At 54.2% G+C, this 23817-nt stretch carries 23 protein-coding genes and 2 other RNA genes; 16 read left to right on the top strand and 9 right to left on the bottom strand.

Annotated elements, in window-relative coordinates; all coding sequences use genetic code 11:
- Positions 1–167: 167 nt before the first annotated feature.
- Positions 168–338 carry a DUF1540 domain-containing protein gene (locus WMO26_RS00695; RefSeq protein WP_349217614.1) on the top strand — a complete coding sequence of 57 codons (171 nt, stop codon included), beginning with the start codon at positions 168–170 and terminating at the stop codon, positions 336–338.
- Between the two features lie 102 nt (positions 339–440).
- On the opposite strand, the gene WMO26_RS00690 is transcribed toward WMO26_RS00695, so the two are convergent.
- On the bottom strand, positions 441–872 hold the full coding sequence (locus tag WMO26_RS00690) for a flavodoxin family protein (protein WP_349217613.1): 432 nt from the start codon (positions 870–872) through the stop codon (positions 441–443).
- Between the two features lie 393 nt (positions 873–1265).
- Between WMO26_RS00690 and WMO26_RS00685 the strand changes: the two genes are divergently transcribed.
- From WMO26_RS00685 to WMO26_RS00675, 3 genes are all read left to right on the top strand, one after another.
- The gene (locus WMO26_RS00685) at positions 1266–2930 is read left to right on the top strand and encodes an O-antigen ligase family protein (protein WP_349217612.1); all 1665 of its coding nucleotides are present in this window, start codon (positions 1266–1268) and stop codon (positions 2928–2930) included.
- A 263-nt stretch (positions 2931–3193) separates the two neighbouring features.
- The gene (locus tag WMO26_RS00680; RefSeq protein WP_349217611.1) at positions 3194–4666 is read left to right on the top strand and encodes an APC family permease; all 1473 of its coding nucleotides are present in this window, start codon (positions 3194–3196) and stop codon (positions 4664–4666) included.
- Positions 4667–4763: 97 nt separating this feature from the next.
- A complete protein-coding gene (locus WMO26_RS00675; RefSeq protein ID WP_349217610.1) occupies positions 4764–6146 on the top strand; it encodes an MATE family efflux transporter in 1383 nt (460 codons plus the stop codon).
- A 6-nt stretch (positions 6147–6152) separates the two neighbouring features.
- Here the strand turns inward: WMO26_RS00675 and WMO26_RS00670 are convergent, their stop codons facing one another.
- Positions 6153–7088, bottom strand: a complete 936-nt coding sequence (locus tag WMO26_RS00670; protein ID WP_349217609.1) for a hypothetical protein — start codon at positions 7086–7088, stop codon at positions 6153–6155.
- Positions 7089–7264: 176 nt separating this feature from the next.
- Here WMO26_RS00670 and WMO26_RS00665 point away from each other — a divergent pair, with 176 nt between their 5' ends.
- Positions 7265–8722 carry an FAD-dependent oxidoreductase gene (locus tag WMO26_RS00665; RefSeq protein WP_349217608.1) on the top strand — a complete coding sequence of 486 codons (1458 nt, stop codon included), beginning with the start codon at positions 7265–7267 and terminating at the stop codon, positions 8720–8722.
- Positions 8723–8809: 87 nt separating this feature from the next.
- Complete coding sequence (locus WMO26_RS00660) at positions 8810–9322, top strand: ferritin (protein WP_349217607.1); 513 nt, start codon at positions 8810–8812, stop codon at positions 9320–9322.
- A 334-nt stretch (positions 9323–9656) separates the two neighbouring features.
- Here the strand turns inward: WMO26_RS00660 and WMO26_RS00655 are convergent, their stop codons facing one another.
- The 3 genes from WMO26_RS00655 to WMO26_RS00645 all read right to left on the bottom strand — a co-directional run bounded on the left by WMO26_RS00655 (position 9657) and on the right by WMO26_RS00645 (position 10706).
- Positions 9657–9812, bottom strand: a complete 156-nt coding sequence (locus tag WMO26_RS00655) for a hypothetical protein (protein ID WP_349217606.1) — start codon at positions 9810–9812, stop codon at positions 9657–9659.
- 69 nt (positions 9813–9881) lie between these two features.
- On the bottom strand, positions 9882–10373 hold the full coding sequence (locus WMO26_RS00650; protein ID WP_349217605.1) for an amidase domain-containing protein: 492 nt from the start codon (positions 10371–10373) through the stop codon (positions 9882–9884).
- Positions 10374–10550: 177 nt separating this feature from the next.
- Complete coding sequence (locus tag WMO26_RS00645; RefSeq protein WP_349217604.1) at positions 10551–10706, bottom strand: hypothetical protein; 156 nt, start codon at positions 10704–10706, stop codon at positions 10551–10553.
- Between the two features lie 134 nt (positions 10707–10840).
- Here WMO26_RS00645 and ytaF point away from each other — a divergent pair, with 134 nt between their 5' ends.
- Entirely contained in the window at positions 10841–11479 is a 639-nt protein-coding gene (ytaF, locus tag WMO26_RS00640; protein ID WP_349217603.1) for a sporulation membrane protein YtaF, read from the top strand.
- Positions 11480–11545: 66 nt separating this feature from the next.
- Here the strand turns inward: ytaF and WMO26_RS00635 are convergent, their stop codons facing one another.
- On the bottom strand, positions 11546–11710 hold the full coding sequence (locus WMO26_RS00635) for a hypothetical protein (protein ID WP_349217602.1): 165 nt from the start codon (positions 11708–11710) through the stop codon (positions 11546–11548).
- A 199-nt stretch (positions 11711–11909) separates the two neighbouring features.
- Here WMO26_RS00635 and ffs point away from each other — a divergent pair.
- The 7 genes from ffs to WMO26_RS00600 all read left to right on the top strand — a co-directional run bounded on the left by ffs (position 11910) and on the right by WMO26_RS00600 (position 16446).
- Positions 11910–12009: signal recognition particle sRNA small type (ffs, locus tag WMO26_RS00630), an RNA gene on the top strand.
- 79 nt (positions 12010–12088) lie between these two features.
- Entirely contained in the window at positions 12089–13723 is a 1635-nt protein-coding gene (gene dnaX / locus WMO26_RS00625; RefSeq protein WP_349217601.1) for a DNA polymerase III subunit gamma/tau, read from the top strand.
- 67 nt (positions 13724–13790) lie between these two features.
- Complete coding sequence (locus WMO26_RS00620) at positions 13791–14138, top strand: YbaB/EbfC family nucleoid-associated protein (protein ID WP_349217600.1); 348 nt, start codon at positions 13791–13793, stop codon at positions 14136–14138.
- A 3-nt stretch (positions 14139–14141) separates the two neighbouring features.
- Positions 14142–14741 (top strand): recombination mediator RecR, encoded by a 600-nt coding sequence (gene recR / locus WMO26_RS00615; RefSeq protein WP_349217599.1) that lies wholly within the window; start codon positions 14142–14144, stop codon positions 14739–14741.
- Between the two features lie 90 nt (positions 14742–14831).
- Positions 14832–15305, top strand: coding sequence for an SsrA-binding protein SmpB (smpB, locus tag WMO26_RS00610; protein ID WP_349217598.1), 474 nt, complete (start codon positions 14832–14834; stop codon positions 15303–15305).
- Between the two features lie 26 nt (positions 15306–15331).
- Positions 15332–15679: a transfer-messenger RNA gene (gene ssrA, locus WMO26_RS00605) on the top strand.
- A gap of 125 nt (positions 15680–15804) precedes the next feature.
- The gene (locus WMO26_RS00600) at positions 15805–16446 is read left to right on the top strand and encodes a hypothetical protein (RefSeq protein WP_349217597.1); all 642 of its coding nucleotides are present in this window, start codon (positions 15805–15807) and stop codon (positions 16444–16446) included.
- A gap of 559 nt (positions 16447–17005) precedes the next feature.
- On the opposite strand, the gene WMO26_RS00595 is transcribed toward WMO26_RS00600, so the two are convergent.
- The gene (locus WMO26_RS00595) at positions 17006–17809 is read right to left on the bottom strand and encodes a MerR family transcriptional regulator (protein WP_349217596.1); all 804 of its coding nucleotides are present in this window, start codon (positions 17807–17809) and stop codon (positions 17006–17008) included.
- Between the two features lie 107 nt (positions 17810–17916).
- On the opposite strand from WMO26_RS00595, the gene WMO26_RS00590 reads away from it, so the two are divergent.
- Both WMO26_RS00590 and WMO26_RS00585 read left to right on the top strand, forming a co-directional pair.
- Positions 17917–19647 (top strand): ABC transporter ATP-binding protein, encoded by a 1731-nt coding sequence (locus WMO26_RS00590; RefSeq protein ID WP_349217595.1) that lies wholly within the window; start codon positions 17917–17919, stop codon positions 19645–19647.
- A 3-nt stretch (positions 19648–19650) separates the two neighbouring features.
- The gene (locus WMO26_RS00585) at positions 19651–21465 is read left to right on the top strand and encodes an ABC transporter ATP-binding protein (protein ID WP_349217594.1); all 1815 of its coding nucleotides are present in this window, start codon (positions 19651–19653) and stop codon (positions 21463–21465) included.
- A 100-nt stretch (positions 21466–21565) separates the two neighbouring features.
- Here WMO26_RS00585 and WMO26_RS00580 read toward each other — a convergent pair whose 3' ends face one another.
- Positions 21566–22303: an SDR family NAD(P)-dependent oxidoreductase gene (locus WMO26_RS00580; RefSeq protein ID WP_349217885.1), complete on the bottom strand. Its 738-nt coding sequence runs from the start codon at positions 22301–22303 to the stop codon at positions 21566–21568.
- Positions 22304–22330: 27 nt separating this feature from the next.
- Positions 22331–23815, bottom strand: a complete 1485-nt coding sequence (locus WMO26_RS00575) for a class I adenylate-forming enzyme family protein (RefSeq protein WP_349217593.1) — start codon at positions 23813–23815, stop codon at positions 22331–22333.
- Positions 23816–23817: the final 2 nt, after the last annotated feature.

Genomic DNA, 23817 nt, shown 5'->3' with positions numbered 1-23817 from the left:
CCCGAACCGGTTTTTCTTCATTATACTGCATCTGTACCCGAAAGCGCGCGAAAAAAGAAAAATTTGCATGTTTTCTTTGCCTGTTTTTAAAAAACAGTTTTCCCCTCTCATAAACCTTTGCGCCCAGGACAGAATAAAGAGGAACCCAAAAAAGGAGGTAAAAAACCATGGAAAAATGTCATGCGAACCATTGCATCCAATGCACCGTTCAGCAGTGCAAGCATCACTGCTCCAACGAGAATTACTGCTCCCTCGAGCGCATTCTCGTCGGCACCCATGAACAGCACCCCACCATGGATCAGTGCACCGACTGTAAGTCTTTTGAACTTGGCCGGTAACCGCGGCTGATTCCTTTTTGCATGCAAAAATCCCGTATGGAGTCATCCAATACGGGATTTTTCTTTTTTTGCAGTTATGTTTGCCGCTTGCTCGTCTTTACGTTAGGCGAGAAGAGAATCGACGGTTTTCGAAGCCCAAGCAACGCCCGCTTTCAAATCTTCATCGCTGAGCTTCGCCTTTTTGAACAGAGAGCTCTTTGCCTGCACCGTAAAGGCTTCCTCCAGCACGTTGGTGCCGGTGGCCTTGACAATATTCTTGAGCTCTTCGATCATTTCGTTGCAGGAACCACCGATGGCAAAGAACGCGACATTCTTCGCACGGGCCGGCGTCAGGGTTGCGCAGAAGTCCGCCAGCGGCTTTTCCGGCGATTTCTTATCCGCGTCCACGCCGATGATGACCAGCTTCTCATTTTCACACGGATAAGCGGGCGGAATCTTGTCACATTTGGCCTTCTGGTCCTCGGTGATAGCCTGAGCCAGGCTACCGGCATTACCGGATTTGGAATAGTGAAGAATGCGCATTTTGTACTTCATATGTTGCTTGCCTCCAGAATTTTAGAATCGTGCATTGTTTATAAGTATAACATACGAATACCAGGCTTGGCTAGCTTTTATTCATGAACAGATTGAAAATTTTTGAAAATAGAAATTTGGGGGAAATTAAGTTTTGATTTTTTTAGAAATATCCCCCGATTCGTTTTGCCAAAGCAGACGAACAAAGTATGTGGATTCTGTAAATTTTCACTGAACATTTTCACCAAAAGTTGCAATCGATTTTTGTTTGATGTATAATGAGTCCCATTGTAAATGAAACGGCTAATTTACCAATAATTTGTTATACAAAGACACAGGTTCGTTTTAGACGAAACCTTTTTTATTTGATTGTTACCGTTTTGATTCTTTGTTAGGCAGGAGATGTGGGTGCATATGCGCACAAAAAGAGTGCTTTTTTTCGAAAAGCTGCACGACCCTTCGGTATTCCGAACAGCGTATATTCTGAATCTGTTTTTCTGTTCGGTGTGCTTTTGGGATTTCGCCGGCATTGTGGTGAACGTGCTGATGTTCCTATGGGCGGGCGTATTCTTCTTTGATTTGTTTATTTCCCGCAAGAGTCCCCGCCGCATCCGCTACGGAAGCGTGCTGCTGGCTTTTCTGGGCGCGGGGCTGATTACCGCCCTACTGCACATTGACAGTGGCTTTGGCATGAATCTGATCATGCTGTACCATGCGGCGGTTTGCTTCTTTTTGTTCTACGGTCTTCACGCTGAACCCGACCGGCGTAAAACCAAACGGGAAATGAATCGGATTTTCGGCCTTGTCATGGTGTTGTCTACTGCTCTGGCGGTGGGCGGCCTGGCGATTGTGGCCTTCGCGCCTACCGGTCGGCTCTACGTGTCCGACTACATCCTGGGCATTATGGACAACCGCTTTACCGGGCTTTACACCAATCCGAACTTGGCAGCTTTTTCTTCGGTCATTGGTATGGTGTGCTGCCACATTCTGCTTCATAAGCGCAAGGAACAGGCGCCGGGCAAACGCCGTATCCCGGTGTGGCTGGCAGTGGTCTGCTTTGCGGGCAACACGCTGAGCCTATTGTTGTCCGACTCCAATGCATCCCTGGTCTTTGCCATTACTTATGTTGTCGTTTATTCCTTTTACCGGCTTTATCAAAGCAGCATCCATCATTCCGGAAAAAAGTCGGCGGTCCGCGGCCTGCTTCTGGCCGTGTGTTGCCTGACGCTGGCCTTTTCCAGCTTGGCCATCCGTTCCTCCTGCCAGGCCGGCGTTTCCCAGCTTGTGAACATGACGACCCAGACTCAGACGCAAAAAACAACTGCGGCGGACACCGGAGGCGGTTCTTCGCCCATCGCGGCGATGAACGTGGAAATCGGCCGGACGGAGGAATATGAAGTGTCCAGCGGCCGGCTGGGCTCCTTGGAGCAGTCGATGGTGCTGTTCGGAAAATTCCCGCTGATGGGGGTGGGCAAGGGCAACATCGTTCCCTATGGCGAACGATATCTGGTCAACGGCTTTACCTATACCGACCTGCACGACGGGTATCTGACTATTTTGATCTCCAACGGGCTGGTAGGCTTGTCCATTTTCGCCGCCTTCGTGCTGCTGTTTGGACGGCGCCTGATCCACTGCCTGCGTAAAAACCGGGACAAAAACCTCAAAGAGCTGCCCATGCTCTTTGCTGCTATCGGCGCTTATGGGGTATACGGCTTCTTTGAAAAAGCGGTGCTGTTCGACGTGACCTTCATGGTGGTCATCTTCTGGTTGCTGCTGGGTTATACGGCCAGCCGGATGACCAAGTACGAGTGGCAGGAAGCCCCTGCCGCCGAGTTTGGCATGCTCAGCCTGGGTTCTTCCCGTTCGCCGGTGTATAACATCTTTCCTCTTCCCACCCATCGCGAGCCGGTGAAGCTACACACGCACGACATTCCTTCTGCCCGGTATTCCCCATCGGATTCGGTTTCTTCCTATTCCGCCTACCGGCAAAGCACCGCCCGTAAGCTCAGCGAAAAGCCGACGATGACGGACCGTGCGCCGCTGCGGGACCATCCACCTTCCGAGCGTTGGAATCAATGATACGATTTTTCTATGAATAAACCCGGTGCCGGCGTCAAGTAGACGCCGGCATTTTTTCGCTTTTCACCGAAAGCCATCTCCATCTGATTCCTTGCAGGGCAGATAACTGACGCGCCGTCCTTGCCGCGCGCCGATTACACCAACGGCTTTTCACGAATCCTCCTCTCCGCCCACGAAAAGTCTCGGTTTTATATCCGTCGCCAAATCCGCGTTTCCCGCATAAGCTGAGAAAAACAGCCGTTTTGGGAAAGGAAGCGAGGCTTATGCGTGAAAAAACGCCGTCCCCCGCCCTCCGGCGATGCCTTGGGCTGCGGGAATCGATCACCATTACCACCGGCACCGTCATCGGCGTCGGGCTTTTCACGGTGGGGGCAAACGTGGTCGGCCTGATGGGCGGCGCCGTAATTTTCGCCACTCTCGCCGCTCTGCTCATCAGCATCTATCCCTCCCTGCTTTATGCGGAGATGTCCGCCGCCCTCCCCTTCTCCGGCGGCACTTATCAATACGCTTCCCTGGGTCTCTCCCGGCCCTTCGGGATGCTGTCGGGCTGGTGCTTTATCATCTCGATGGTATCGGTGGCCAGCGGAGAGGCGCTTGCCTTCAGCTTTTACCTGCGCACCATGCTGCAAGCGCTGGGCCTCTCTCTGCCCTTTGGGGACCAATGGATCGCCGTCGCGGCCGTGATCGGCTTTCTGCTCCTCGCCATACGGGGCGTGGAGATGACCGGGCGGATGCAAAACGGGTTTTTATTCTTTTTCTGGGGCGTAGCGATCGTCTGGATTTGTTCCATCCTTCCCTCCATGCGCTTTGGCGGCATGCAGGTTCCTTTTTGGGACCGTGTCACCCTCGCCGGGTTTCTTCCCTGCGTCGCCATGATCTGGTGGTGCTTTGCAGGCTTTGAAACCTGCTGCGCCATGGGGGAGGAGATCCGGCATCCCCAGATTAACCTCCCCCGTTCGCTGATGCTGGCACCCTTTCTCGTCTTTGCCGTTACCGGCTTATTCCAGTGGGCGCTCATCGGCATCGTTCCCGCAGATGCGCTCGCTTCTTTGGCAGACGCCTCCGCTCCCTATGCCGACGGCATGCAGCTGGCGGGGATCGTGGGCTTTCCCCTCGTCCTGCTGTGCCTGGGTATTGCCTTCGGCGGGGACTTCTCCACCTTAAACGCCAGCGTCAGTGCTCCGGCCCGCTATCTTTACACCATGGCCAAGGACGGCGCGCTGCCCGCCTTTCTGGAAAAGCTTCATCCCCGCTTTCAAACCCCTGTCCCGGCTATTCTTCTATTGGGCGGTCTGATGCTCTTTCTCATCGCCACCAACTCCATCGCCGTCATCGCTTCCCTCTCTTTGTTTGCGACCCTTCTTTACTATGTCATCGGTATGGCCGCCGCCTGCGGGCTGCGCATCAGAAAGCCCGGCCTTAAAAGGCCATACCGTGCGCCCCTTCTTTGGGTGGGCGCTCCGGTGAGCATCGGGGTCTATCTACTGCTGATGACCCAGCTGGACTGCGCGGCGGTCCTTGCCGGGATCCTTTGGTGCCTCATCGGCCTTGTTTTGTTTTTCATCTGCCGCCGGGTGCGCAAGCCGGCGGCAGACAGTCCATCCCCGCCTCCGCCCGCTCCGCCGCCGGACGAACGGGAAAAACAGAAGATGGACCGGGAGTTCCACATCTGGTGCGCCGTGGTGGGAGCGGCGGTTTTGCTGGTGCTGATCCTGCATCTTTCTCTTTTTCTCTGACGCATATTGTCCTTCTCTTTTGCATAGGAATGAAAAAAAGGTCCCGCGGCGATGCACGCCGCAGGACCTTTTTCAAACACAACAGGAGGGAGCGGACATGACAACCCCAACCAGGCTCACCGAAGGCAAACCTTTTGCTACCCTTCTGCGCTTTACCCTTCCCTTTCTCCTGTCAAACCTGCTGCAGGCCTGTTACGGGGCGTCCGACCTGTTCATGGTCGGGCGCTTTTCCGATTCCATCGGCGTCTGTGCCGTGGCTACCGGCGGCCAGGTGATGCAGACCATTACCGGCCTTTCCATCGGCCTGACCGCCGGCGGCACGGTGCTCATCGGCCGGTACTTCGGCGCCAGACAAAGGCAGGACATCGCCCACGCGGTCAAAACCATGGTGGTGGTTTTCGGCCTGATTTCCCTGGCCTTGACCGGCTTGACCCTCCTTCTTCTCGATCCCATCTGCACGCTGATGCAGGTACCCGCTCAGGCGCTGGAAACCACCCGGCAATACCTGTTTCTTTGTTCCTGGGGCATTCTTTTTATCGTGGGCTACAACGTGGTCAGCGGTATCCTACGGGGGCTGGGGGATTCCCGCACGCCTCTTCTCTTTATCGCCATTGCCTGCGTCATCAACGTCTCTACCGACCTTCTTTTTGTAGGCGTCCTGGGCATGGGCGCGCCGGGCGCGGCCATTTCTACGGTGCTTGCCCAGGCAGTCAGCCTGCTTTTGGCGGTATGCTATCTTGCCTGTAAGGGTCTATTGCGAAAATACCGCAAAAGCGCTCCTTGCTTTCGCATGGTGGCCGCCAAAGGCGTGCTGGCGGCGGGGCTTCCCATCGCTTTGCAGGAAGGGCTTGTCAATGTCTCCTTCCTGATTATCACCGCCATGGTTAACAGCATGGGGCTCATCGCCTCCGCGGCGGTGGGAGTGGTGGAAAAGCTGATCGTGTTCAGCATGCTGCCCACCACCGCCGTTTCCGCCGCGCTTTCGGCCATGACGGCTCAGCATGACGGGGCGGGGCTGATGAAACGGGCCAGGCGCTGTCTGCGCCTGGCCACGGGGCTGTCGCTGGTGTTCGGGTTTGCCTGCCTGGCGCTCTCCCAGTGGAACCCGGGAGCCATGGTCGGCCTTTTTACCGTCGACCCCCAGGTGATTGCCCAGGGCGCCCTCTACCTGCGCTCCTACAGCCTCGACTGCGTCTTAGTCTGCTTCGTCTTCTGCATGAACGCCTTCTTCAGCGGCGGCGGCCATCCCCTCTTTCCGCTGGTGCACAGCCTGATCGCCACCTTTTTGGTCCGCATTCCCCTGTCCAGCCTTTTGATCCACTTGGAACACCCGTCCATGTTTCTCATCGGGTTCGCCGCGCCAGCCGCTTCCTTTCTTTCCCTGCTTCTGTGCCAGTGGTTTTTAAACCGGCACTATTCCCGGAAAGAACCAAAGGCCGCCGCAACCGGGTTTCCGCGTCTGACAAGGCCCGCGCCGTAACCTGCACTACCGGCCGGGAAGCAGGGTCTGCACCTCCACCGCCGCTTCCAGAAAGGTGCGGTTGGTATGGGGGCCGCACAGGCTCTCGATGGCTTTCATCAGCCGGACGGCCTTTTTTCGGGTGCGTGCTCCGGTGGACAGGTAGGCGCTGAAATGGGGCAGCAGCCGGGAGATGTCGCTGCGGTACCAGCCTTCGTGTTCCGTCTCTCCGGCCAGACGAACGGTCAGCCACTGCAACGCGGGCAGATCCTGGTAAAGCGCCTCCACCTTATGCCCCAGGCGTACCTTTTCCAGGGAGGCGATGGTGATGTCGAAAATCAAAAAGGTGAGCATGGCTTCCAGCAGAGGGGCCAGAAGCCCGTCGGTCAGAATGGGCGTATAGGTGGAGGCGCCGAAGAAAAACACGGCTATAAACTTACCCGAAAGCTTTACGCAGGTGGCGAAAATGCACAAAAGGCCCATGGAGAAATAAAGGGCGGGACGGCAGCGCATCAGGAAATAAAGCACCACCACCCACAGCAAAAACAACAGATACCGGCAGGCATATACCATGCTGTCCTGCAGCCCGGCGATCCGCTCACAGAACGCGTAAAGACCGGTAAGGCCGGTTCCTTGCTCACGCAGATAGGCCATGTAGCCTTCGTTCTTTTCCAGCGTTTCCGCCGTTTCCCACTGTTGGTTCATCAAATCCCGCGCCAGGTTGGACAGGCTCTCCTCCGCCGAAATCCCCGCAAGGCCGCCCGGCACGCCAAAGGCCCGGTCGGTTTCCTCGGACAGATAGACGTTCTCGGAAAACTGGCCTTCGGTGGCGTATTGATAGACGTATTGCCCATGCTCGCGCTCCAGCCACTGGTAGAGCTCCGAGCCCCATTTGTCCGACAGCAGGAACACCAGGACGAACAGCAAAACCGCCGCGATTCCTTTCGCGATCTTTTTTCCCAAAGAAAACACCTGCAATTTTAGAAGTATTCGCATGGTATAGTATCGTATTTTTCCCGGGAAATAACCGTCTGACCGGGCAGATTCCCGTTTTTGCGTCTAAGGTTCTCATCTCTTTTCCTTGCCCCATGTATGTCCTATCCGGCGGCGGAAACACTATTCCCTGAGGTGAAGCGACAATGCAATCATTATGGGAAGCCACCTGCAACATGCCTTCCTTCGATCCCCTGCCCGGCGACATCCGTACGGACGCATTGGTGATCGGCGCAGGTATGGCGGGAATTTTAACCGCCTACCTGCTGCAAAGCTGGGGAAGGAAAACCGTGCTTTTGGAAGCAAACCGGGTATGCGGTGGGGTGACCAAGGGCACCACGGCCAAGGTTACCTCGCAGCACAACCTGATCTACGCAAAGCTAATGGAGACCATCGGCCTCAGGGCCGCCAGGCAATACACCGACGCCAACGAGCGAGCGGTAGAAGGATACCGTTCTCTTATCCGTGCCAATGGCATCGACTGTGAATGGGAGGAACAGTCCGCATATCTCTATTCCGTCAAGGACGCAGCGCTTCTGCAAAAGGAAGCCGCCGCGGCCAAAAAGCTGGGCATTGCGGCCCAGGTTACGGACCGGATCGGCGGCCTTCCTTTTGCGGTCAAGGCGGCGCTGCGGTTTGAAAACCAGGCCCAGTTTCATCCGCTCAAATTCGCCGCCGCCCTTCTCAAAGACCTGACGGTCTACGAGCAGACCCGAGTGACCGAACTAAAAGACCAGGAAGCGGTCACCGACCGTGGCAGCGTCTTTGCAAAGGACATTGTGTTCGCCACCCACTACCCCTTTGTAAACGTGCCCGGCTTTTACTTTGCCCGGCTGCACCAGGAGCGGTCCTATGTGCTCGCGCTGCGGGACGCGCCGAAGGTGGAGGGCATGGCCCTGGGGATCGACTCGCCTTCCTACTCTTTTCGCAACAGCGGGGATTATCTTCTTTTAGGCGGCGCCGGACACCGCACCGGTGAAAACCAGGCAGGCGGGCGCTACGAGGAGCTGCGCCGACAGGCGAAAGCCTGGTATCCCGACGCCAAGGAGGCTTACTACTGGTCGGCCCAGGACGGCATCACCCCCGACGCCGTCCCCTACATCGGCCGGTATTCCTCCTCCAGACCCCACTGGTATGTGGCGGCCGGGTTTCAGAAATGGGGCATGACCAGCTCCATGGTGGCGGCCAGGACCATCGCCGAGATGATTACCGGCAAGGCCAACGACGGCGCAGGCGTGTTTTCCCCCCAGCGGCTGCACGTGGCCGCATCGGCCAAGGTTTTGGCCGAAGACACGGGAAAAGCGGTATCCAACCTGGCCAAAGAAATCTTCAAAGCCCCGCCCCAGGCTCTTTTGGATGTTTTGCCGGGAAAAAGCGGCATTGTGGACTATGAAGGGGAAAAAGTTGGCGTCTACCGCAATGAAGAGGGGGACTGCTTTTATGTCACCACCCGCTGCCCCCATCTGGGCTGCCAGCTTGCGTTTAACCCGGACGAACGCACCTGGGAATGCCCCTGCCACGGTTCCCGGTTCGACTACCGGGGAAAGCTGCTGGACGGCCCCGCCCAGACGGACATCACTCTGGTTTTTGCAGAGGAAGCGTAGAAAAAGTGCTTTTAACTTGAAAAACAACTTGATTGCCGGTTGATTCATGGGATATAATAGAAGAAAAAAAGACAGGAGGCTGCCAATATGCTTGAAGCTGAAGTCGTAAGACTGCTCAATGAACAGATCAACAAGGAGCTTTTTTCCGCCTATGTGTATTTGGAGATTGCCAATTACTATGCGGACGAGAGCCTCAACGGGTTCGAAAACTGGTTCTTTGTCCAGACCCAGGAAGAACGGGACCACGCCATGCTCATCCGCACCTACCTGCTCAACAGCGGGGAGAAGGTAACCTTGAACGCCATTGCCGCACCGGGCCATGTGTATGCGGACTTTAAGACCCCGCTGACCGTCGCGTATGAACACGAGCAGATGGTGACCGCTTCCATCAATAACATTTACGCCGCAGCTTACGCGGCGAAGGACTTCCGCACCATGCAGTTTTTGGACTGGTTCGTCAAGGAGCAGGGCGAGGAAGAGAAAAACACCAGCGACCTCATCAAGCGTTTCGAGCTGTTCGGGGAAGACCCCAAGGGGTTATATATGCTGGACAACGAGCTTGCCTCCCGGGTTTACGCGGCGCCCAGCCTGGTGCTGTAAAAGCTTTCATTCGATCCACGGAAAAAGCGGAGGATCCCTTAAGGGATCCCCCGCTTTCGTTTTTGCCATATCTATGTTCCCCGCCCAGCGGCATCCGATTCGAATCGGACGCGTCAGAGGGATTCCCAGTTTTCCGAACGTCCGGCGCCAACAAAAGCGGCGCTGCAGGAAGCTTTCCGGACCGCTCTTTTTTTGCCGCGGCGTTCCAAAAGGAACCGGTTGGTCCAACCTCCGGTTTCTAGTATCTCTTCGCATCGCAGCGCTCCTTTCGTCCGTCTCATTGCATCCAGCGCAAAACGCCGCCCGAATTGGGGCGGCGCTTTGCCTCATGTATTTACAGCTTGCGAATGGCATCCGGCGCATAAAAATGCGGAAAAAAGGAAGCGGGCACAACCGGCGTAATCGGGACCGGCGCTTCGGCCTTTTCCTCCAAAGCCGGGTTTTCCTCGATTGAAACTTCCATCCTTCTGGGGTTTTGTCTCTTGTTCAAGGGTAACACCTCCAAAGGTTTGGGCAGCGTATCCATTGCCAGTATATGCCAAGTCAAAGGCTTTGGTTCCTATTGGTATTTGCGCACCCCTTCAATGTGCAGCACCCTGGACTGGGCGTAGGAATAGCTGTACAAGGGACGTAGGTCAGCGTCAAAGGTGTGGGCGCAGACCAGAATCCCCGACTCGCCCGTTTCGCAGACCACCGGGCTGTGGTAGAACCGCCCCGTTTCGTCGCCCAGCTGGACAATGTCCCCGGGGAGGGCGTGGGCCTCGTCGGTTTCGGTGGCGTAAGGCCCGGGCCCTTTGTTTGCGACCAGAAAGTTGCGCAAATAGGGCACGCCGGTCCAGGAAGGGGAACGGTCGCTGCCGGAGTTATAATACCAGCCGAGGGTGGGGGTGTGGTTCATCACCCCGCTGCCGGCAAAGAGGCACTGGGAGGCAAAGTTGGTGCAGTCGCCCCCCATTTTCTCAAAATCCAGGTACCTGGGGTTGCGTTTGAGCGCCCAGGCTCTCGCATAGGCGACCGCTTTTTCGCGGTTATATGGCAGCTCTATGAGCATGGTGCATCAGCTCCTCCCTACAGGGTATGAGAGGAGTAAAGCCAGGGTGCAAAACCAAAGGGACGGCTTGGCAACCGGCTTTTCCCGTCCCGGCCTTCGTCAGGGCCTCGGGGAGTGCCCGTGAAGAACCGGCGCTGGTTTCTGCAGGTCTGCCCGTCTTGAAAACGGGGCTTTGGCTTACAGGTCCTTTTTGAAATGCTCGCCGACTTCCATCAGTTCTCCCAGGGTGGTAATTTGCGCGTTGGAATCGAGAATGAAGTCCTGCACGTACCGGGGCAGGGAGACAAAATACTCCCGCAGCTGGGGTGTGGTCAAGTAATAAGTGACATCCATGACAATCTCCTCCGCCCTTAGTTTTTACCGGTAATGGGAGGCAAACCAAGGGAATTTCTGTCGTCTGCCGCCTCTCTTCACCTTTCGCCCGCCCTTTGAATAGGATGGAATAAAATCGAAAGGGTGTGGCTTTCATGGGTGTGACTCTGCCTTCCTTGCTGGAAGCCTTTCTCCTGGTGGCCGCGGTTTCGCTGGACGCCTTTGTGGCGAGCTTTGCCTACGGCACCAATCAAATAAAAATCCCGCTTTCCTCCCTGGCCGTCATCAGCGTAATCTGCAGCGGGATGCTGGCAGCCTCCCTCTTCTTCGGTTCCTTGCTTTCGCCGTATCTGCCGCAGGGGATCACCACAGGCATCAGCTTTTGTGTTCTCTTTCTGTTGGGCGTCGTCAAGCTTTTTGACAGCGCCATCAAAATGCGCATCCGCAAACATAAGATCGACCGTCAGGTAAAGTTTTCCTTTCTGAGCCTGCATTTTATCTTAAACGTCTACGCCGACCCGCAAAAAGCGGACGCGGACCAGTCGAGGGTCCTCTCCCCGCTGGAAGCGGTTTCGGTATCGGTGGCCTTGTCACTGGACGGACTGGCGGTGGGCTTCGGGGCGGGGCTTGCCAACGTAAACTTTTGGGAGGCGGTGGTTATCTCCCTGCTCTTTTCCGCCGCCATGGTAGCCGCGGGAAGCTTTCTCGGCCGCAAGCTAGCGGAAAAGACCGACTTAAACCTCTCCTGGCTGGGCGGGGTGCTTTTGATGGTTCTGGCCTTTCTCAAGCTGTAAAAAGCTTGCGCATGGAAAACCCCGTCCCGTATTCGAACGGGGCGGGGTTTTCGCACAAAGGCCCGCTTACAGATTTTCCAGCAGGTTCTCCGCGTAGCGGCGCAGATCGTTTTCCGAGTGGATGCTGTCCGCCCGTTCCCGGATGGTTTCCTGCACATAACCGGGCAGGGACGCGAAGAACTGCTCGCACGCGCTGCTTTCCCCCAGAATCTGGTTTAAGTTTTTTGCCATGTGGATCACCTCCACCGATAGAATGCCCGAAAGGGGCGCGGCTAACCAGGAAAAACGCGTCATCCCGAGAAGGAAACAATAAAGCGGACAACAAAAGGCGAATCCGCCTTTTTCTGAAAACTGGGACTTGTAATTTTCTCTTTTTTCGTATATAATAGTTAAGCTGGACAGGGAAAAGCATGCACGCGGGCATGCGGTCGAGCGGGCCCTGTGCGATAGGGTGCCGTGAACCATGTCAGGCGGGGAACCGAGCAGCATTAAGCGGATTTCTTTATGCGCCGCAGTCAAGCCTGTTCGCCCGCATGCCCGTATGTATGGATTCTTCTCTGTCTCGTTTTTTATCACAGCCTTCGGCTGCCGAGAGGAGGAAAGCCCGTCATGTATCAGGTTTTATACCGCAAATGGCGTCCGGCCGTGTTCGAGGACGTGGTGGGTCAGCCTCAGGTAACCGTGACGCTGCGCAACGAAATCACCTCCGGCCGGCTGGGCCACGCGTATCTGTTTACCGGCTCGAGAGGGACAGGAAAAACCACCTGTGCGAAGATTCTCGCCAAGGCGGTCAATTGTCTGCATCCGGTGAACGGCGATCCGTGCAACGAATGCGAAATCTGCAAAGGGATTGACGACGGCTCCATTCTGGACGTAGTGGAAATCGACGCCGCCAGCAACAATGGCGTGGACAACATCCGGGACCTGCGGGAAGAAGCGGCGTTTACCCCTGCCGCGGCCAAATACCGGGTGTACATCATCGACGAAGCCCATATGCTTTCCACCGGCGCGTTCAACGCGCTTTTGAAAACGCTGGAGGAACCCCCTCCCTACGTGCTCTTTATTTTAGCCACTACGGAGGTACATAAGATTCCCGCTACCATCCTCTCCCGGTGCCAGCGGTTCGATTTTGGACGGATTTCGCCGGAAGAAATGGCAAAACGGCTGGAATTCGTGGCCAAGGAAGAAGGGGTCGCGCTTACCCATGACGCGGCGCTGCTGCTGGGCCGTCTGGCGGACGGCGCTTTGCGCGACGGTCTTTCTCTGCTCGATCAGTGTATTGGTGCAGGCGGCACCGTCACCGAAGAGGTGGTGGAGAAAACGGCGGGTTTGGCCGGGCATGACTATCTCTTTGAGCTGTCCGACGCAGTGTTCGCCAAGGATACGTCGGCCGCCCTCCTTCTCATTGACCGGCTGCACCAGGCGTCTCAGGATATGTCCCGCCTGTGTGAGGAGCTGATCTCCCATTTTCGCGCCATGATGCTGATCAAAACCATGTCCGACCCCAAGGCGCTGCTGGTCTGCTCCCAGCAGGAGCTGACCCGGTTGCAGCAAGCGGCCCAGAAAACCACGCTGGCCGGCCTATTGCATATTCTGTCCACCCTGCAAAGCGCGCTCGAGCGTCTCGCCTACGCGCCCAACCGCCGGGTGGAGATGGAACTGACGCTAATTCGTATGACAAGTCCCGAGCTGGATGCTTCGTGCGACGCGCTGCTTCGCCGGGTAAAGGCGCTGGAAACCGCAGTGCGCACCGGACAGGCAGTTCTTCCGGCGGTCAAGGAGGAAGAACTTGGTTCATCCGCTCCGGCTCCTGCGGTTGAGAAATCGAAAGAGGCGCCGCCGGCTGTTCCGGCCGCCAAAGTCCCGTCTGTTTCGGATGCGCCGGCGCCGACCGTCAGCACTGCGGCAGCCCCCCCCTCTCCCCTTCCCTGCTGGCCGGAGGTATTGGAGGAGCTGTCCTCTTCTGCACCACCTCTGCGAGGCGCTTTGGAAGGAACCAGCGCATATGTGGCAGGAACCCGGGTGCTTATTGATGCGCCCAACCCCTTTGTGCTCAAGCTTATCAACGAGCCGGGGCATAAGCAGGCGCTGAAAACGGCGCTGTTTCATCAGACCGGAAAGCGGTACTCCTTAGGCCCCTACCAGCGGGAGGCGGCGGCCGCACCCGAAGGGTCCGACCCCATCGAGGCCCTGCTGAAGCAGGCGGACAGCCGCGGCATTTCCGTGGAGATTTCCAAGGAATAATTTTGTTTGGAAAGGGATTTCCCTTACCCCATCATACATTTCAGATCGTAAGCAGGAGGAACGTAGCATGAAAGCAAGATTGCCCCAGGGCTTCGGCGGCGGACCGAGCAATATGAACGGAATGCTCAAGCAGGCCCAGAAAATGCAGGAAGAGATGTCCCGCGTCAGCGAGGAGCTGGAAGCGAAGGAATATTCCGCGACGGTAGGCGGCGGCGCCGTTACCGTTACCGTCACCGGCAGCATGGAGGTCAAATCCGTGGACATGAAGCCGGAGGTGGTGGACCCGGAGGACATTGAAATGCTCTCTGACCTGATTATTGCCGCGGTCAACGAAGCGCTTCGCAAAGCGGAGGACGAGAAAAACAGCCGGGTGGAAAGCATCACGGGCGGCATCACCCTTCCGGGCATTTTTTAAGCCATGGCCTACAACGTAGCGCCGCTTGCCAAGCTCATCGAGCATTTCGAACGGATTCCCGGCATTGGCCGTAAAACCGCTCAGCGGATGGCTTACTATGTGTTGAATCTTCCTAAGGCCCAGGCAGAGCAGTTTTCCCAGGCGATTCTGGACGCTCATGAAAAGATTCATCCCTGTAAGGTGTGCCAGAACCTTACCGACGGGGAGCTGTGCCAAATCTGTGCGAATCCTTCCCGGGACCATTCTCTCATCTGTGTGGTGGAGGATCCGCGGGATGTAGTGGCATTTGAACGGACTCGAGACTATGGGGGCACCTATCATGTGCTTCACGGCGTCATTTCCCCTATGGATGGGGTCGGCCCGGAGCAGCTTCGCATCAAGGAGCTATTAGGACGGATAGGGACACAGGAGGTCAAGGAAGTCATTATGGCCACCAATCCCACGGTTGAAGGCGAGGCCACCGCCATGTATATCTCCCGGCTGCTCAAGCCCTTGGGCGTGCGGGTGACCAGGCTTGCCTACGGCATCCCGGTGGGCGGCAGTCTGGAATATGCGGACGAAGTGACCCTATCGCGGGCGCTGGAAGGGCGCAGTGAGCTGTAAGGCGGGAGTTCGACTTGTTTGGCGTTGACAAACGCCGCAATTGTGCTATAATCATACATCCACAAAGAACTTGGGAAAGGAGGCGGCGGTATGGCGGGGAAAAAGGAATCCACCAAAACCCTGGCGACCAACAAAAAGGCGTTTCACGATTATTTCGTGGAAGAAAGCCTGGAGGCTGGGATTGAGCTAACCGGCACGGAGGTCAAATCGGTGCGCAAGGGTAGCCTGAATCTGAAGGACGCCTGGTGTGAAATCCAGGACGGGGAAATGATTCTGCGTGGAATGCACATCAGCCCTTATGAGCAGGGGAACATCTTCAACCGTGCCCCTACCCGCCCTCGCCGCCTTCTTTTACATAAGCGGGAGATCATGCGGTTCTTTGGGCTTGTCAAGCAAAGCGGCTACACGGTGATCCCGCTGTCGGTCTATCTCAAAGGCTCGCGGGTGAAGGTTCAGGTGGGGCTGTGCAAAGGCAAAAAGCTCTATGACAAACGGGAGGATATGGCCCGCCGTGATGCCAAGCGGGACATGGAACGGGCGGTCAAGGAGCGAAACGTTTCTTAACCCGGTTTTCAGGAACAATTTCATATGGGGGCGCAATGGTTTCGACGGGGATTGTGCACCACGAATAGCGAGTAGCGGCGCGGACCCGCTTTAAAAGCCGCACTTTAAAATGAACTGACAACAAATTTGTTGCTCAAGCTGCCTAATTAGGCAGCCGTCTTTACCGGGAGTACCGCGGCCCGGATAAAGGCGTCGATTAGCGGTGCACGTGAACAGGCGAGCAGCTTCGTAGCCTGTCATGACTTAGAAGCTACCGTAGCATAGAGCCTGTCTTTCGGCGCTATGTGAGGGGAATCCCAAAGGAGAGACTGCACTCGGAGAAGTTCGTGGGAATCGGTTTTCGGACAGGGGTTCGACTCCCCTCGCCTCCACCAGATTAAATATAATCCGAACCCTTTTCTAATAGGAGAGGTGTTCGGATTTTTATTAAATAAAATAGTAATAGCTAATTGGTCATTTAAGCTCAATATATTGTATTAAGATTCATTGAAGGTGCATTATGGAAAACTTTGAAAAAGAATTTCTAAAGCTCGCTTATCCTCATGTTATTCATTATTGCTTAATAAAACATAAAATCAATAAATTTGATGATGTAGATTTCATAAGACATGTAATTGCAGAAAACCTTGAAGAAATAGTAGATAGCTTACGTTATTCGGTTAGTTACTACGATGAACTAAAAGACGGAATTAATTCTGAGATAAAAAATAATAGAAATGAAACTGCTATCATTCTTGTAGGAACCTGTATTGAGCATTTATTAAATGAATACTACATACAAGTATTAGATTTTAAATATGGAATGACAAAACGTGATATTGAGAATGCTGTAACTTCTTCCACACTAATTGATAAGATTACATGGATGTTCAAAATAATAAATAATGTAGATTTTGATGAGAAACTTAAAAACTGGATTAAAGAGGTAAATAGTGCCCGCAATAAAGTGGTACATTATAAACCCTTTGGAAAGAACAATGAAGAATTTATAAATGATAAATTTGCTAATTCAATATACCTTGCACTAGATGATGTTATTAATAAAATAGAGATGCTATCTAACTTTATTGAGAAATCTAAATCTAAAATACTGATAGGGTTAGATGATGCTAAAGAAATAGCAAAAAAAGTTTTTAATTAAGTGGATAAACGGATCACTACTAAAGATTTATGTAGCACATAAATCTTTTCAGCAAGTTGATAAAAGAAAAAATATCTAACTACGAACCACCGTGTCATGGCGAATCCACCCACGAAATAAAACATTTTTGTTTTTGGCCTGTGTTGCTCCACCATGTCGCCGCAAGCTACCTATCGCTTGCGGCGACTTTTTTACAAAAGTCACCGGCACGCTCATTTTGCTATGTCTCCTTTTCCAAAAAAGGTCACCCTACGCCTTTGTTGCCAACCTTTTTCGGGGACACGAGGGTTCAAATCTATCCACCAAAAACGCCAAAATATCGTTTTCATGTGGCTCTCACATTCAGGCTGAGCATGGGCGCAATTCGCGTTGCGTGCTGAGCTATTTATTTTATCTTTTCACTCGCGTTTACAGCAGGTATCGTTTCCGTCAACGCTCCCTATAACTGGACATCAATTTTGATACAGTGGGTATCAAAATTGATGTCCAGTTTTTGTTTAAGTAACCCCTGTTTATAAGGATTTTCCTACACGATTTATCGATATCCATTCGCAGATTCTTACCTGCGTTTTACCGGAATCTCAATACGGCCGAAATACTGCTCGGGGACCTGAACCGCCAGCTCATTGAGCAAAAATTCCCCATAAGCATTTCCATCCGTCTCCAGGCCCTGCTCCCGAATAAAATCCAGAAACCGCGAGTATATGGCTTTTGTATCCGGAAGGTCGTATGTTCCGTAAGCCACGGCATACAGCCCGGCCGGTTTCCAGGCGTTTCCTTTCTTCCCCGCTTTGAGATAGTATCGGTAATCCGGGAACTGCGCCCCCGTAAGCAGGTCTTTATGGGAAATCATCACGCCGATCTGCGCCCCCAAATTGATTTTATGGCTGCTGGCATACTCATAAGCAAGGATTTCCGCTTCGTCCTCGCTTGCGGCGGCCGGGACAGGAGGACAAAGAAAAATCCGTTCCCGTGGCCGCTCCGTGATCAGAAATTCACTCTCTTTCCGGCAAAGTGCCTCCCGCGCCATATCCGCATATTGCTTGAGGATTCCGCTGGTCTCACGCAATTTCGCAATCTCCGCCTGAATACGCACCTCCTGTTGCGCGAACAGATCGAGCATCTTTTCCGGCGTCCTGCCGGCAGAGTACCGCTTGATATCCTCTAGGCCTACTCCCAGCAGCCGCAGGCCGCCAATCAGATAGGCAGAACTGAGCTGGCGGCGTGTATAATACCGATACCCGTTTTCTCCCCGAATCTCCGGCTTTAAAAGACCAATCCGGTCGTAAAATCGCAGATTGTCCCGTTTAATCCCCGTCAGCCTGGAAAACTCCAGGATGGAAAGCTGTTTCTTTTCACTCATAGGCACCTCACAAAAAGTTCACAATGCCGCCCTTGACATTGGAGTAACTTCAAGGTTTATTATACTCTTTGTCAGAAAAGATGCAAGCGCTGACAAAGGAGGACTTTATGCGTTATCTTAAGCTTTTTCTCAAACAACACAAGGGTAGGACCATTCTGGCCGTGCTGCTTTTGTTGGGCCAGGTCGTCGGCACGCTGCTGATCCCGGCACTGGTCGCCAACATTGTCGACCACGGCATTCTTTTAGGCAATATGGGCGTGGTTCTTCGAACCGGCGTGCAGATGCTGGCGGTTACGTTCCTGGCCGCGGGAATCTCGGCGTGGGGCAGTTGGGCGACCAGCGACCTTGCCGCTCTCTTTGGGCGGGAAATGCGTTCCTTGCTGCTGCGAAAAAGTCAGGAGCTCTCCATTCAGCAATTCGATGCGGTAGGGATCTCCTCTATGATCACCCGTACCTCCTCGGACATTACCAACCTGCAGAGAGCCATGGGTATGGTGCTGCAAATGGTGGTTCCGGCACCCATCATCGTCGTGGTCTCCATCTTTATGACCACTATGGTCAGTCCCGTCATGGCGGTGATCCAAGTGGTTTTCATGGCGATTCTGCTGGTCCTAGCCGCTCTGATCCTCAAAAAGTCCAACACGCTCTCCCGCAGTATTCAGACAAGGTTGGACCGGATCAACCAAGTGGTGCGGGAAGCCGTTACCGGAGTGCGCGTCATCCGGGCTTTCGGCAATGAAGCGTATGAGGAAGAACGCTCGGGCAGGGCCTATGCGGGTTATGCGGACAATATGATTCGTCTCAACCGGCTTTTTGCCGTAGTAAACCCGGTGGTGTGGCTATTGATGGGAGCGCTGATGGCGGTCATCCTAAGCGTAGGCGGGACGCTCGTCCTCGGTGGGAACATAGCGGTCGGACAGATCACCGCCGTGGCCGAATACTCTACCCTGACTATGGCCTATCTCATTATGGCCGCTTCGGTTCTGACTACGCTGCCCAAAGCCGGCGCCTGCCTGCAGCGTCTGCGGGAACTGCTGGATACGCAGCCTGCGGTTTTCGACGCGAACGGTTTGCCTGTGAACACATCGGCTGAAGCCGCAGCCGCAGTGGAATTCGACCATGTTACCTTTGCCTACCAGGGCGCGGAGGAGCCGGTCATTCACGATCTGTCCTTCGCCCTGTATCCGGGACAAACCACCGCCGTCATTGGCAGCACCGGGTCAGGGAAAAGCACTTTGGCCGATCTGCTGCTTCGTCTCCACGAAATTCCATCGGGCCGCATTATGTTGGGTGGTGCGGATTTGCGCAGCCTTTCCCAGCTGGAGGTGCGCGACCGGATCGGCTGTGTACCGCAGAAGGCGTTTTTGTTCAGCGGCACCATCGCGGAAAACCTGCGCATGGGCCGCAAAGACGCCACCGAAGAAGAGCTCTGGCAGGCGCTTTCTATCGCCCAGGCTGAGGACTTTGTCAGGCAGCTGCCTATGGGCTTGGATTCTCCCGTGTCCCAAGGCGGCACCAACTTCTCCGGTGGACAGCGCCAGCGTCTTTCCATCGCCCGGGCGCTGGTCAAAAAGGCGGACGTTTTCATCTTTGACGACAGCTTTTCGGCTCTGGACGTAAAGACGGACGCCGCGCTGCGCAAGGCGCTGCATCAGCATGTGACAAAGCCCGCCAAACTCATCATTGCCCAGCGGGTGAGCACCATCGCAGATGCCGATCAGATCCTGGTGCTGGATCAGGGGCGCTTGGCGGGCGCGGGCACACATCAAGAGCTGTTGGAATGCTGCCCTACCTACCGCGCAATCGTCGACAGCCAGACGCAACGAAAGGAGGCATGACCAATGGCTCAACACAAGAAAAAACAGAATCGGTACAACGAAGATATCCCTCAGAACACCAAAGCGACCGTCAAAAGGCTCCTGGGCCGGTTGGCTCGCCAGAAAAAGAGGCTGAGCGTCGCTGTAATCGCCTCGCTGCTCAGCTGCGCCGCCTTCACAGCCCTGCCCCTTGCCGTCGGCAAGGGGATTGACTCTCTCGTAACCGCCATCCGGTCTTACGACGGCTCTGTGGGAATCATCGAAACAGCGGCCAAGGCCCTTTGGATTCCGGTCCTTCTCATCGCCGTTTCCGCGCTGGTCAGCGGCCTTTTGTCTTACGTTCAGCAATACATCATTGCCAGCGTAGGAGAAGAACTAACCCTCTCCCTGCGCACCGACATCAGCACGAAGCTCAATCGCCTGCCTCTGCGCTATTTCGACGCACACAAGACCGGCGAAATTATGAGCCGGGTGACGAATGACTTAGAAAAGGTATCCGCGGTCATGCAGGAGGGCTTTCCCCAGCTCATTTCTTCGGTCTTCACCATCCTGTTCGCTGCCGGTACCATGCTGGTCCTGAGCCCGCTCCTTTTCCTTGTGGTTCTTGTCTCCCTGGCCATCAGTACGATAGCCACCGGCTACGTCTCTACGCTGGCCCAGCGAGCCTACGGAGAAAACCTGGCGTCCATGGGTGCGCTGACCGGTAAAATCGAAGAGGTCTACGCGGGAAACCGTGTGGTCAAGGTATTCAATCAGCAGCAGGCGGTGCTCGCGGCAGCGGAGGAACTCAATGAGCGGCAATTTAAAGCGCAGCGCAACGCACAGTTCGCTGATTTTGCCATCTATCCCACCATCCGGGCTCTGGGGCAGCTGGGCTTTATTGCCACCGCGGTCCTGGGCGGCGGTATGGCGCTAAAAGGCGCCATTACCTTAGGAACGGTCCAGGCGTTTTTGCAGTATGTCAACCAGATCTCCGAACCCGTTACCGAAGCTGCCTATGTGGTTACGTCTCTGCAGGCCGCCATCGCGGGAGCGGAACGCGTTTTTTCCCTGCTGGATGAAGAAGAAGAGCGTCCCGACGCAGGCGGCAGTGCGCACGCCATTGCCCAGGGGCATGTGGTTTTCCAAAACGTACGGTTCGGTTACACACCTGACCGGGTGCTGATCAAGGACCTTAACCTGGAGGTGCGTCCCAACGAGATGGTGGCCATCGTCGGTCCCACAGGGGGTGGAAAAACGACACTGGTTAACCTCCTAATGCGCTTTTACGAACTGGACGGCGGTTCCATCTTGATTGACGGCCAGGACATTACCGCCATGCCCCGGTGTGAAATGCGCAGGCGCATCGGCATGGTGCTCCAGGATACCTGGCTCTTTGAAGGAACCATCGCGGAAAACATCGCCTATGGAAAACAAGACGCCACCCGGAAAGAAATCGTGGCCGCTGCCCGCGCCGCCTGCTGCGATCACTTTATCCGCACTCTCCCGCAGGGGTATGACACCGTTCTTTCCGGTGAGACCGCCGGCATTTCCCAGGGGCAGATGCAGCTGTTGACCATCGCGCGCGCCATGCTCACCGATCCTGCGATCCTAGTGCTGGATGAAGCGACCTCCAGCGTAGATACCCGCACTGAAATGGAAATTCAGAAGGCTATGGCCCGGCTCATGCGGGGCAGGACCAACTTTGTCATCGCCCACCGGCTGTCTACCATCCAAAATGCCGACCTAATCTTAGTGGTGCGCGACGGCGATATCATAGAGCGCGGCAACCATGCGCAACTGATGAAACAAAACGGCTTTTATGCTTCGCTCTACCGCAGCCAGTTTGAGGCGGCGTAATCAATCAAAGCAAGAGCGTCCCGTTCGAATGAACGGGACGCTCTTGTCTCTTGTTCTCTTATTCGCTTGGGGCGATTATAGCGATTGCATGCTTTTCCATTTATCCGATTCTGCTGTCTAAAGTAAAGATTCTTCCGCTTACGCCCTGAATCCGGTTGGAAAGCAGAAAAATGCAGAAATGGATGAAGTCCGTTCGTGCATGTTCGTTCTGAAGCAGGCATCTTTTCTCCGCAATCCGCTTCTTTTCTTCGTTCCTACAATTTAGGTCCGTTACAATAAAACCCGGACATATCGCGTTCACAGCGATATTAAATTGGCCCAATTCTTTGGCCAACGCTTTTGTAAAGCCAATCAGGCCCGCTTTGGATGCGGAATAATTGACCTGATTTGCGCAGCCTTCCAAGCCTTTGATCGAGGCGATGTTAACAATCGTCCCTTCTTTTTGCCGGATCATAGCTTCGGCAAAAACCCGGCTGCATAAATAAGCCCCTGTCAAATTTACATCCATCACTCTTTTCCAGCTGTCTTCCTCCATATCCCGGATGGCATGGTCCTCACAAACACCGGCGTTGTTGATCAATGCGTCGACCCGTCCAAAGCGCTCATATGTTTCTTGATACAAACGCACCACATCCTCCCGTTTTGTTACATCCGCTTTTACCACGATACAATTCTCATTGTATTGCCTAATTTGATGATGCAGTTCATTGGCCGCTTTTTCACTATGACAGTAGTTGATTACCACCTTTGCGTTTTCGTGTGCAAAGGCTTCCACCAAACTTTTTCCAATTCCTCTGGAGGACCCGGTCACAACAATTACCTTATCTGAAATGTCCACAAACAAGTCTCTACACTCCGATCCGCTTTAATACCTTTTCAGCTTTCCGTTGTAAGTCTTCGGCAGCTCCTCAACGATATAAATCTGCGTCGGTACTTTATAGGATGCAAGCCTTTGGCTACAGTACTCGTGAAGCGCATGGATGTCAATCCCTCTGTCTGAGACTTTGATTTTCGCCGCCGGCACTTCGTTTAAGATTGCATCCGGTTCGGCAAATACACAGGCCTCTTCAATGGCCGGATGCTGCAAAAGGATTTCCTCAATTTCTTCTGGATAAATATTGATTCCGCCGGAAATGATCATATTTTTCTTTCGGCCGGTCAGATAATAATATCCGTCCGGATCGATGTAGCCAAGGTCTCCCGTATGCAACCATCCATTCACAATCGTCTGCTTTGTAATATCCTCTCTTTTGTAGTACCCCTTCATGACATTAGGGCCTTGTACCACAATTTCTCCGATTTGATTAGGCTTTGCCTGTGTTCCGTCTTCCAGTTCAATTTGGACACGGACCTGGGGGATTGGTTTTCCTACTGAGCCGAGCTTTTTAAGACAATCACAAGGCAGCAACGCGGTAATGCGGGGAGACGCTTCCGTTTGTCCATAGGTCTGAACAAAACCAACCGTCGGAAACATATGAATCAATTGTTCGAGCTGGCCCGCCGGAATGCTGCTGCCGCCAAAACAGATATATCGCAAAGAGGACACGTCGTACTGGGAAGAAAACCGATATTGCAGCAGCAACAGCAATGCAGCGGGAACGCAGGTAAAGTTCGTTACCGACTCTTGTTGGACCGTCTCCAGAAAAGATTTGGGAAAGAAGATTCCTCCTAGAATCACAATGGAAGCACCCAGATAAACGTGGGTCAGAAACTGCGCTGTATTGCAGTATCCAAAATGCATGGGAAGCGTAATCAGTGTGACGTCTTGAGCCGTCAATTGCAGCGACTGAATGTTGGATTCAATGTTGGAAAGAAGGTTTTGGTGCGTAAGCATCACTCTCTTGGGATTGCTTGTGGTTCCGGAGGTATGCAGCATCAAGAACACATCGTCGGCGGTTCCTTCGAAGCCAATCGCATCCGTCTTTTCCACGTTCCCGCATTCCGGGTGAAAACAGCGCGGGTTTTCGTCATCCACCAGCAAAACACATAGCTGGTATGGATAGTCTTTCAATATCTCCCCGAGGATGTCCATCCCATTCGTATCTGTAAGAATCAGATCAATTTCACAATACTGGAGTGTGCTCACGATCTCAGGGCCTTTGGCTTTGACCCCAATCGGCACTACGACCTTATCTGCAAACGCTGCGGCAAAATACGCGACCGCATAGGAAATCGAGTTTGGAAGAAAGAGAGCGATGTTTCTGGAATCCGGGGACGCCTGCGCCATTATCCTATTGCTTAAGTCCGCCGCCTTTTCATTCCATTGTTTGTAGGTGAGGCTCTCCTCTCCGTATTTGATTGCGATTTTCGTGGATTGCTTCCGTCTTTGCAACAATTCTTTGATTCGCATAA

It is taken from the genome of Solibaculum intestinale (assembly GCF_040096205.1).
GTDB classification, from domain to species: domain Bacteria; phylum Bacillota; class Clostridia; order Oscillospirales; family Acutalibacteraceae; genus Solibaculum_A; species Solibaculum_A intestinale.
The sequence above is the reverse complement of the archived record's forward strand: the minus strand, read 5'-3'. Positions and strand labels throughout refer to the sequence as shown.

Bases quoted from the DNA above. Each gene is read 5' to 3' on its own strand.
- WMO26_RS00695 (WP_349217614.1), top strand. From the start codon at position 168: ATGGAAAAATGTCATGCGAACCATTGCATCCAATGCACCGTTCAGCAG.
- WMO26_RS00690 (WP_349217613.1), bottom strand. From the start codon at position 872: ATGAAGTACAAAATGCGCATTCTTCACTATTCCAAATCCGGTAATGCC.
- WMO26_RS00685 (WP_349217612.1), top strand. From the start codon at position 1,266: ATGCGCACAAAAAGAGTGCTTTTTTTCGAAAAGCTGCACGACCCTTCG.
- WMO26_RS00680 (WP_349217611.1), top strand. From the start codon at position 3,194: ATGCGTGAAAAAACGCCGTCCCCCGCCCTCCGGCGATGCCTTGGGCTG.
- WMO26_RS00675 (WP_349217610.1), top strand. From the start codon at position 4,764: ATGACAACCCCAACCAGGCTCACCGAAGGCAAACCTTTTGCTACCCTT.
- WMO26_RS00665 (WP_349217608.1), top strand. From the start codon at position 7,265: ATGCAATCATTATGGGAAGCCACCTGCAACATGCCTTCCTTCGATCCC.
- WMO26_RS00660 (WP_349217607.1), top strand. From the start codon at position 8,810: ATGCTTGAAGCTGAAGTCGTAAGACTGCTCAATGAACAGATCAACAAG.
- WMO26_RS00650 (WP_349217605.1), bottom strand. From the start codon at position 10,373: ATGCTCATAGAGCTGCCATATAACCGCGAAAAAGCGGTCGCCTATGCG.
- WMO26_RS00645 (WP_349217604.1), bottom strand. From the start codon at position 10,706: ATGGATGTCACTTATTACTTGACCACACCCCAGCTGCGGGAGTATTTT.
- ytaF (WP_349217603.1), top strand. From the start codon at position 10,841: ATGGGTGTGACTCTGCCTTCCTTGCTGGAAGCCTTTCTCCTGGTGGCC.
- WMO26_RS00635 (WP_349217602.1), bottom strand. From the start codon at position 11,710: ATGGCAAAAAACTTAAACCAGATTCTGGGGGAAAGCAGCGCGTGCGAG.
- dnaX (WP_349217601.1), top strand. From the start codon at position 12,089: ATGTATCAGGTTTTATACCGCAAATGGCGTCCGGCCGTGTTCGAGGAC.
- WMO26_RS00620 (WP_349217600.1), top strand. From the start codon at position 13,791: ATGAAAGCAAGATTGCCCCAGGGCTTCGGCGGCGGACCGAGCAATATG.
- recR (WP_349217599.1), top strand. From the start codon at position 14,142: ATGGCCTACAACGTAGCGCCGCTTGCCAAGCTCATCGAGCATTTCGAA.
- smpB (WP_349217598.1), top strand. From the start codon at position 14,832: ATGGCGGGGAAAAAGGAATCCACCAAAACCCTGGCGACCAACAAAAAG.
- WMO26_RS00600 (WP_349217597.1), top strand. From the start codon at position 15,805: ATGGAAAACTTTGAAAAAGAATTTCTAAAGCTCGCTTATCCTCATGTT.
- WMO26_RS00595 (WP_349217596.1), bottom strand. From the start codon at position 17,809: ATGAGTGAAAAGAAACAGCTTTCCATCCTGGAGTTTTCCAGGCTGACG.
- WMO26_RS00590 (WP_349217595.1), top strand. From the start codon at position 17,917: ATGCGTTATCTTAAGCTTTTTCTCAAACAACACAAGGGTAGGACCATT.
- WMO26_RS00585 (WP_349217594.1), top strand. From the start codon at position 19,651: ATGGCTCAACACAAGAAAAAACAGAATCGGTACAACGAAGATATCCCT.
- WMO26_RS00575 (WP_349217593.1), bottom strand. From the start codon at position 23,815: ATGCGAATCAAAGAATTGTTGCAAAGACGGAAGCAATCCACGAAAATC.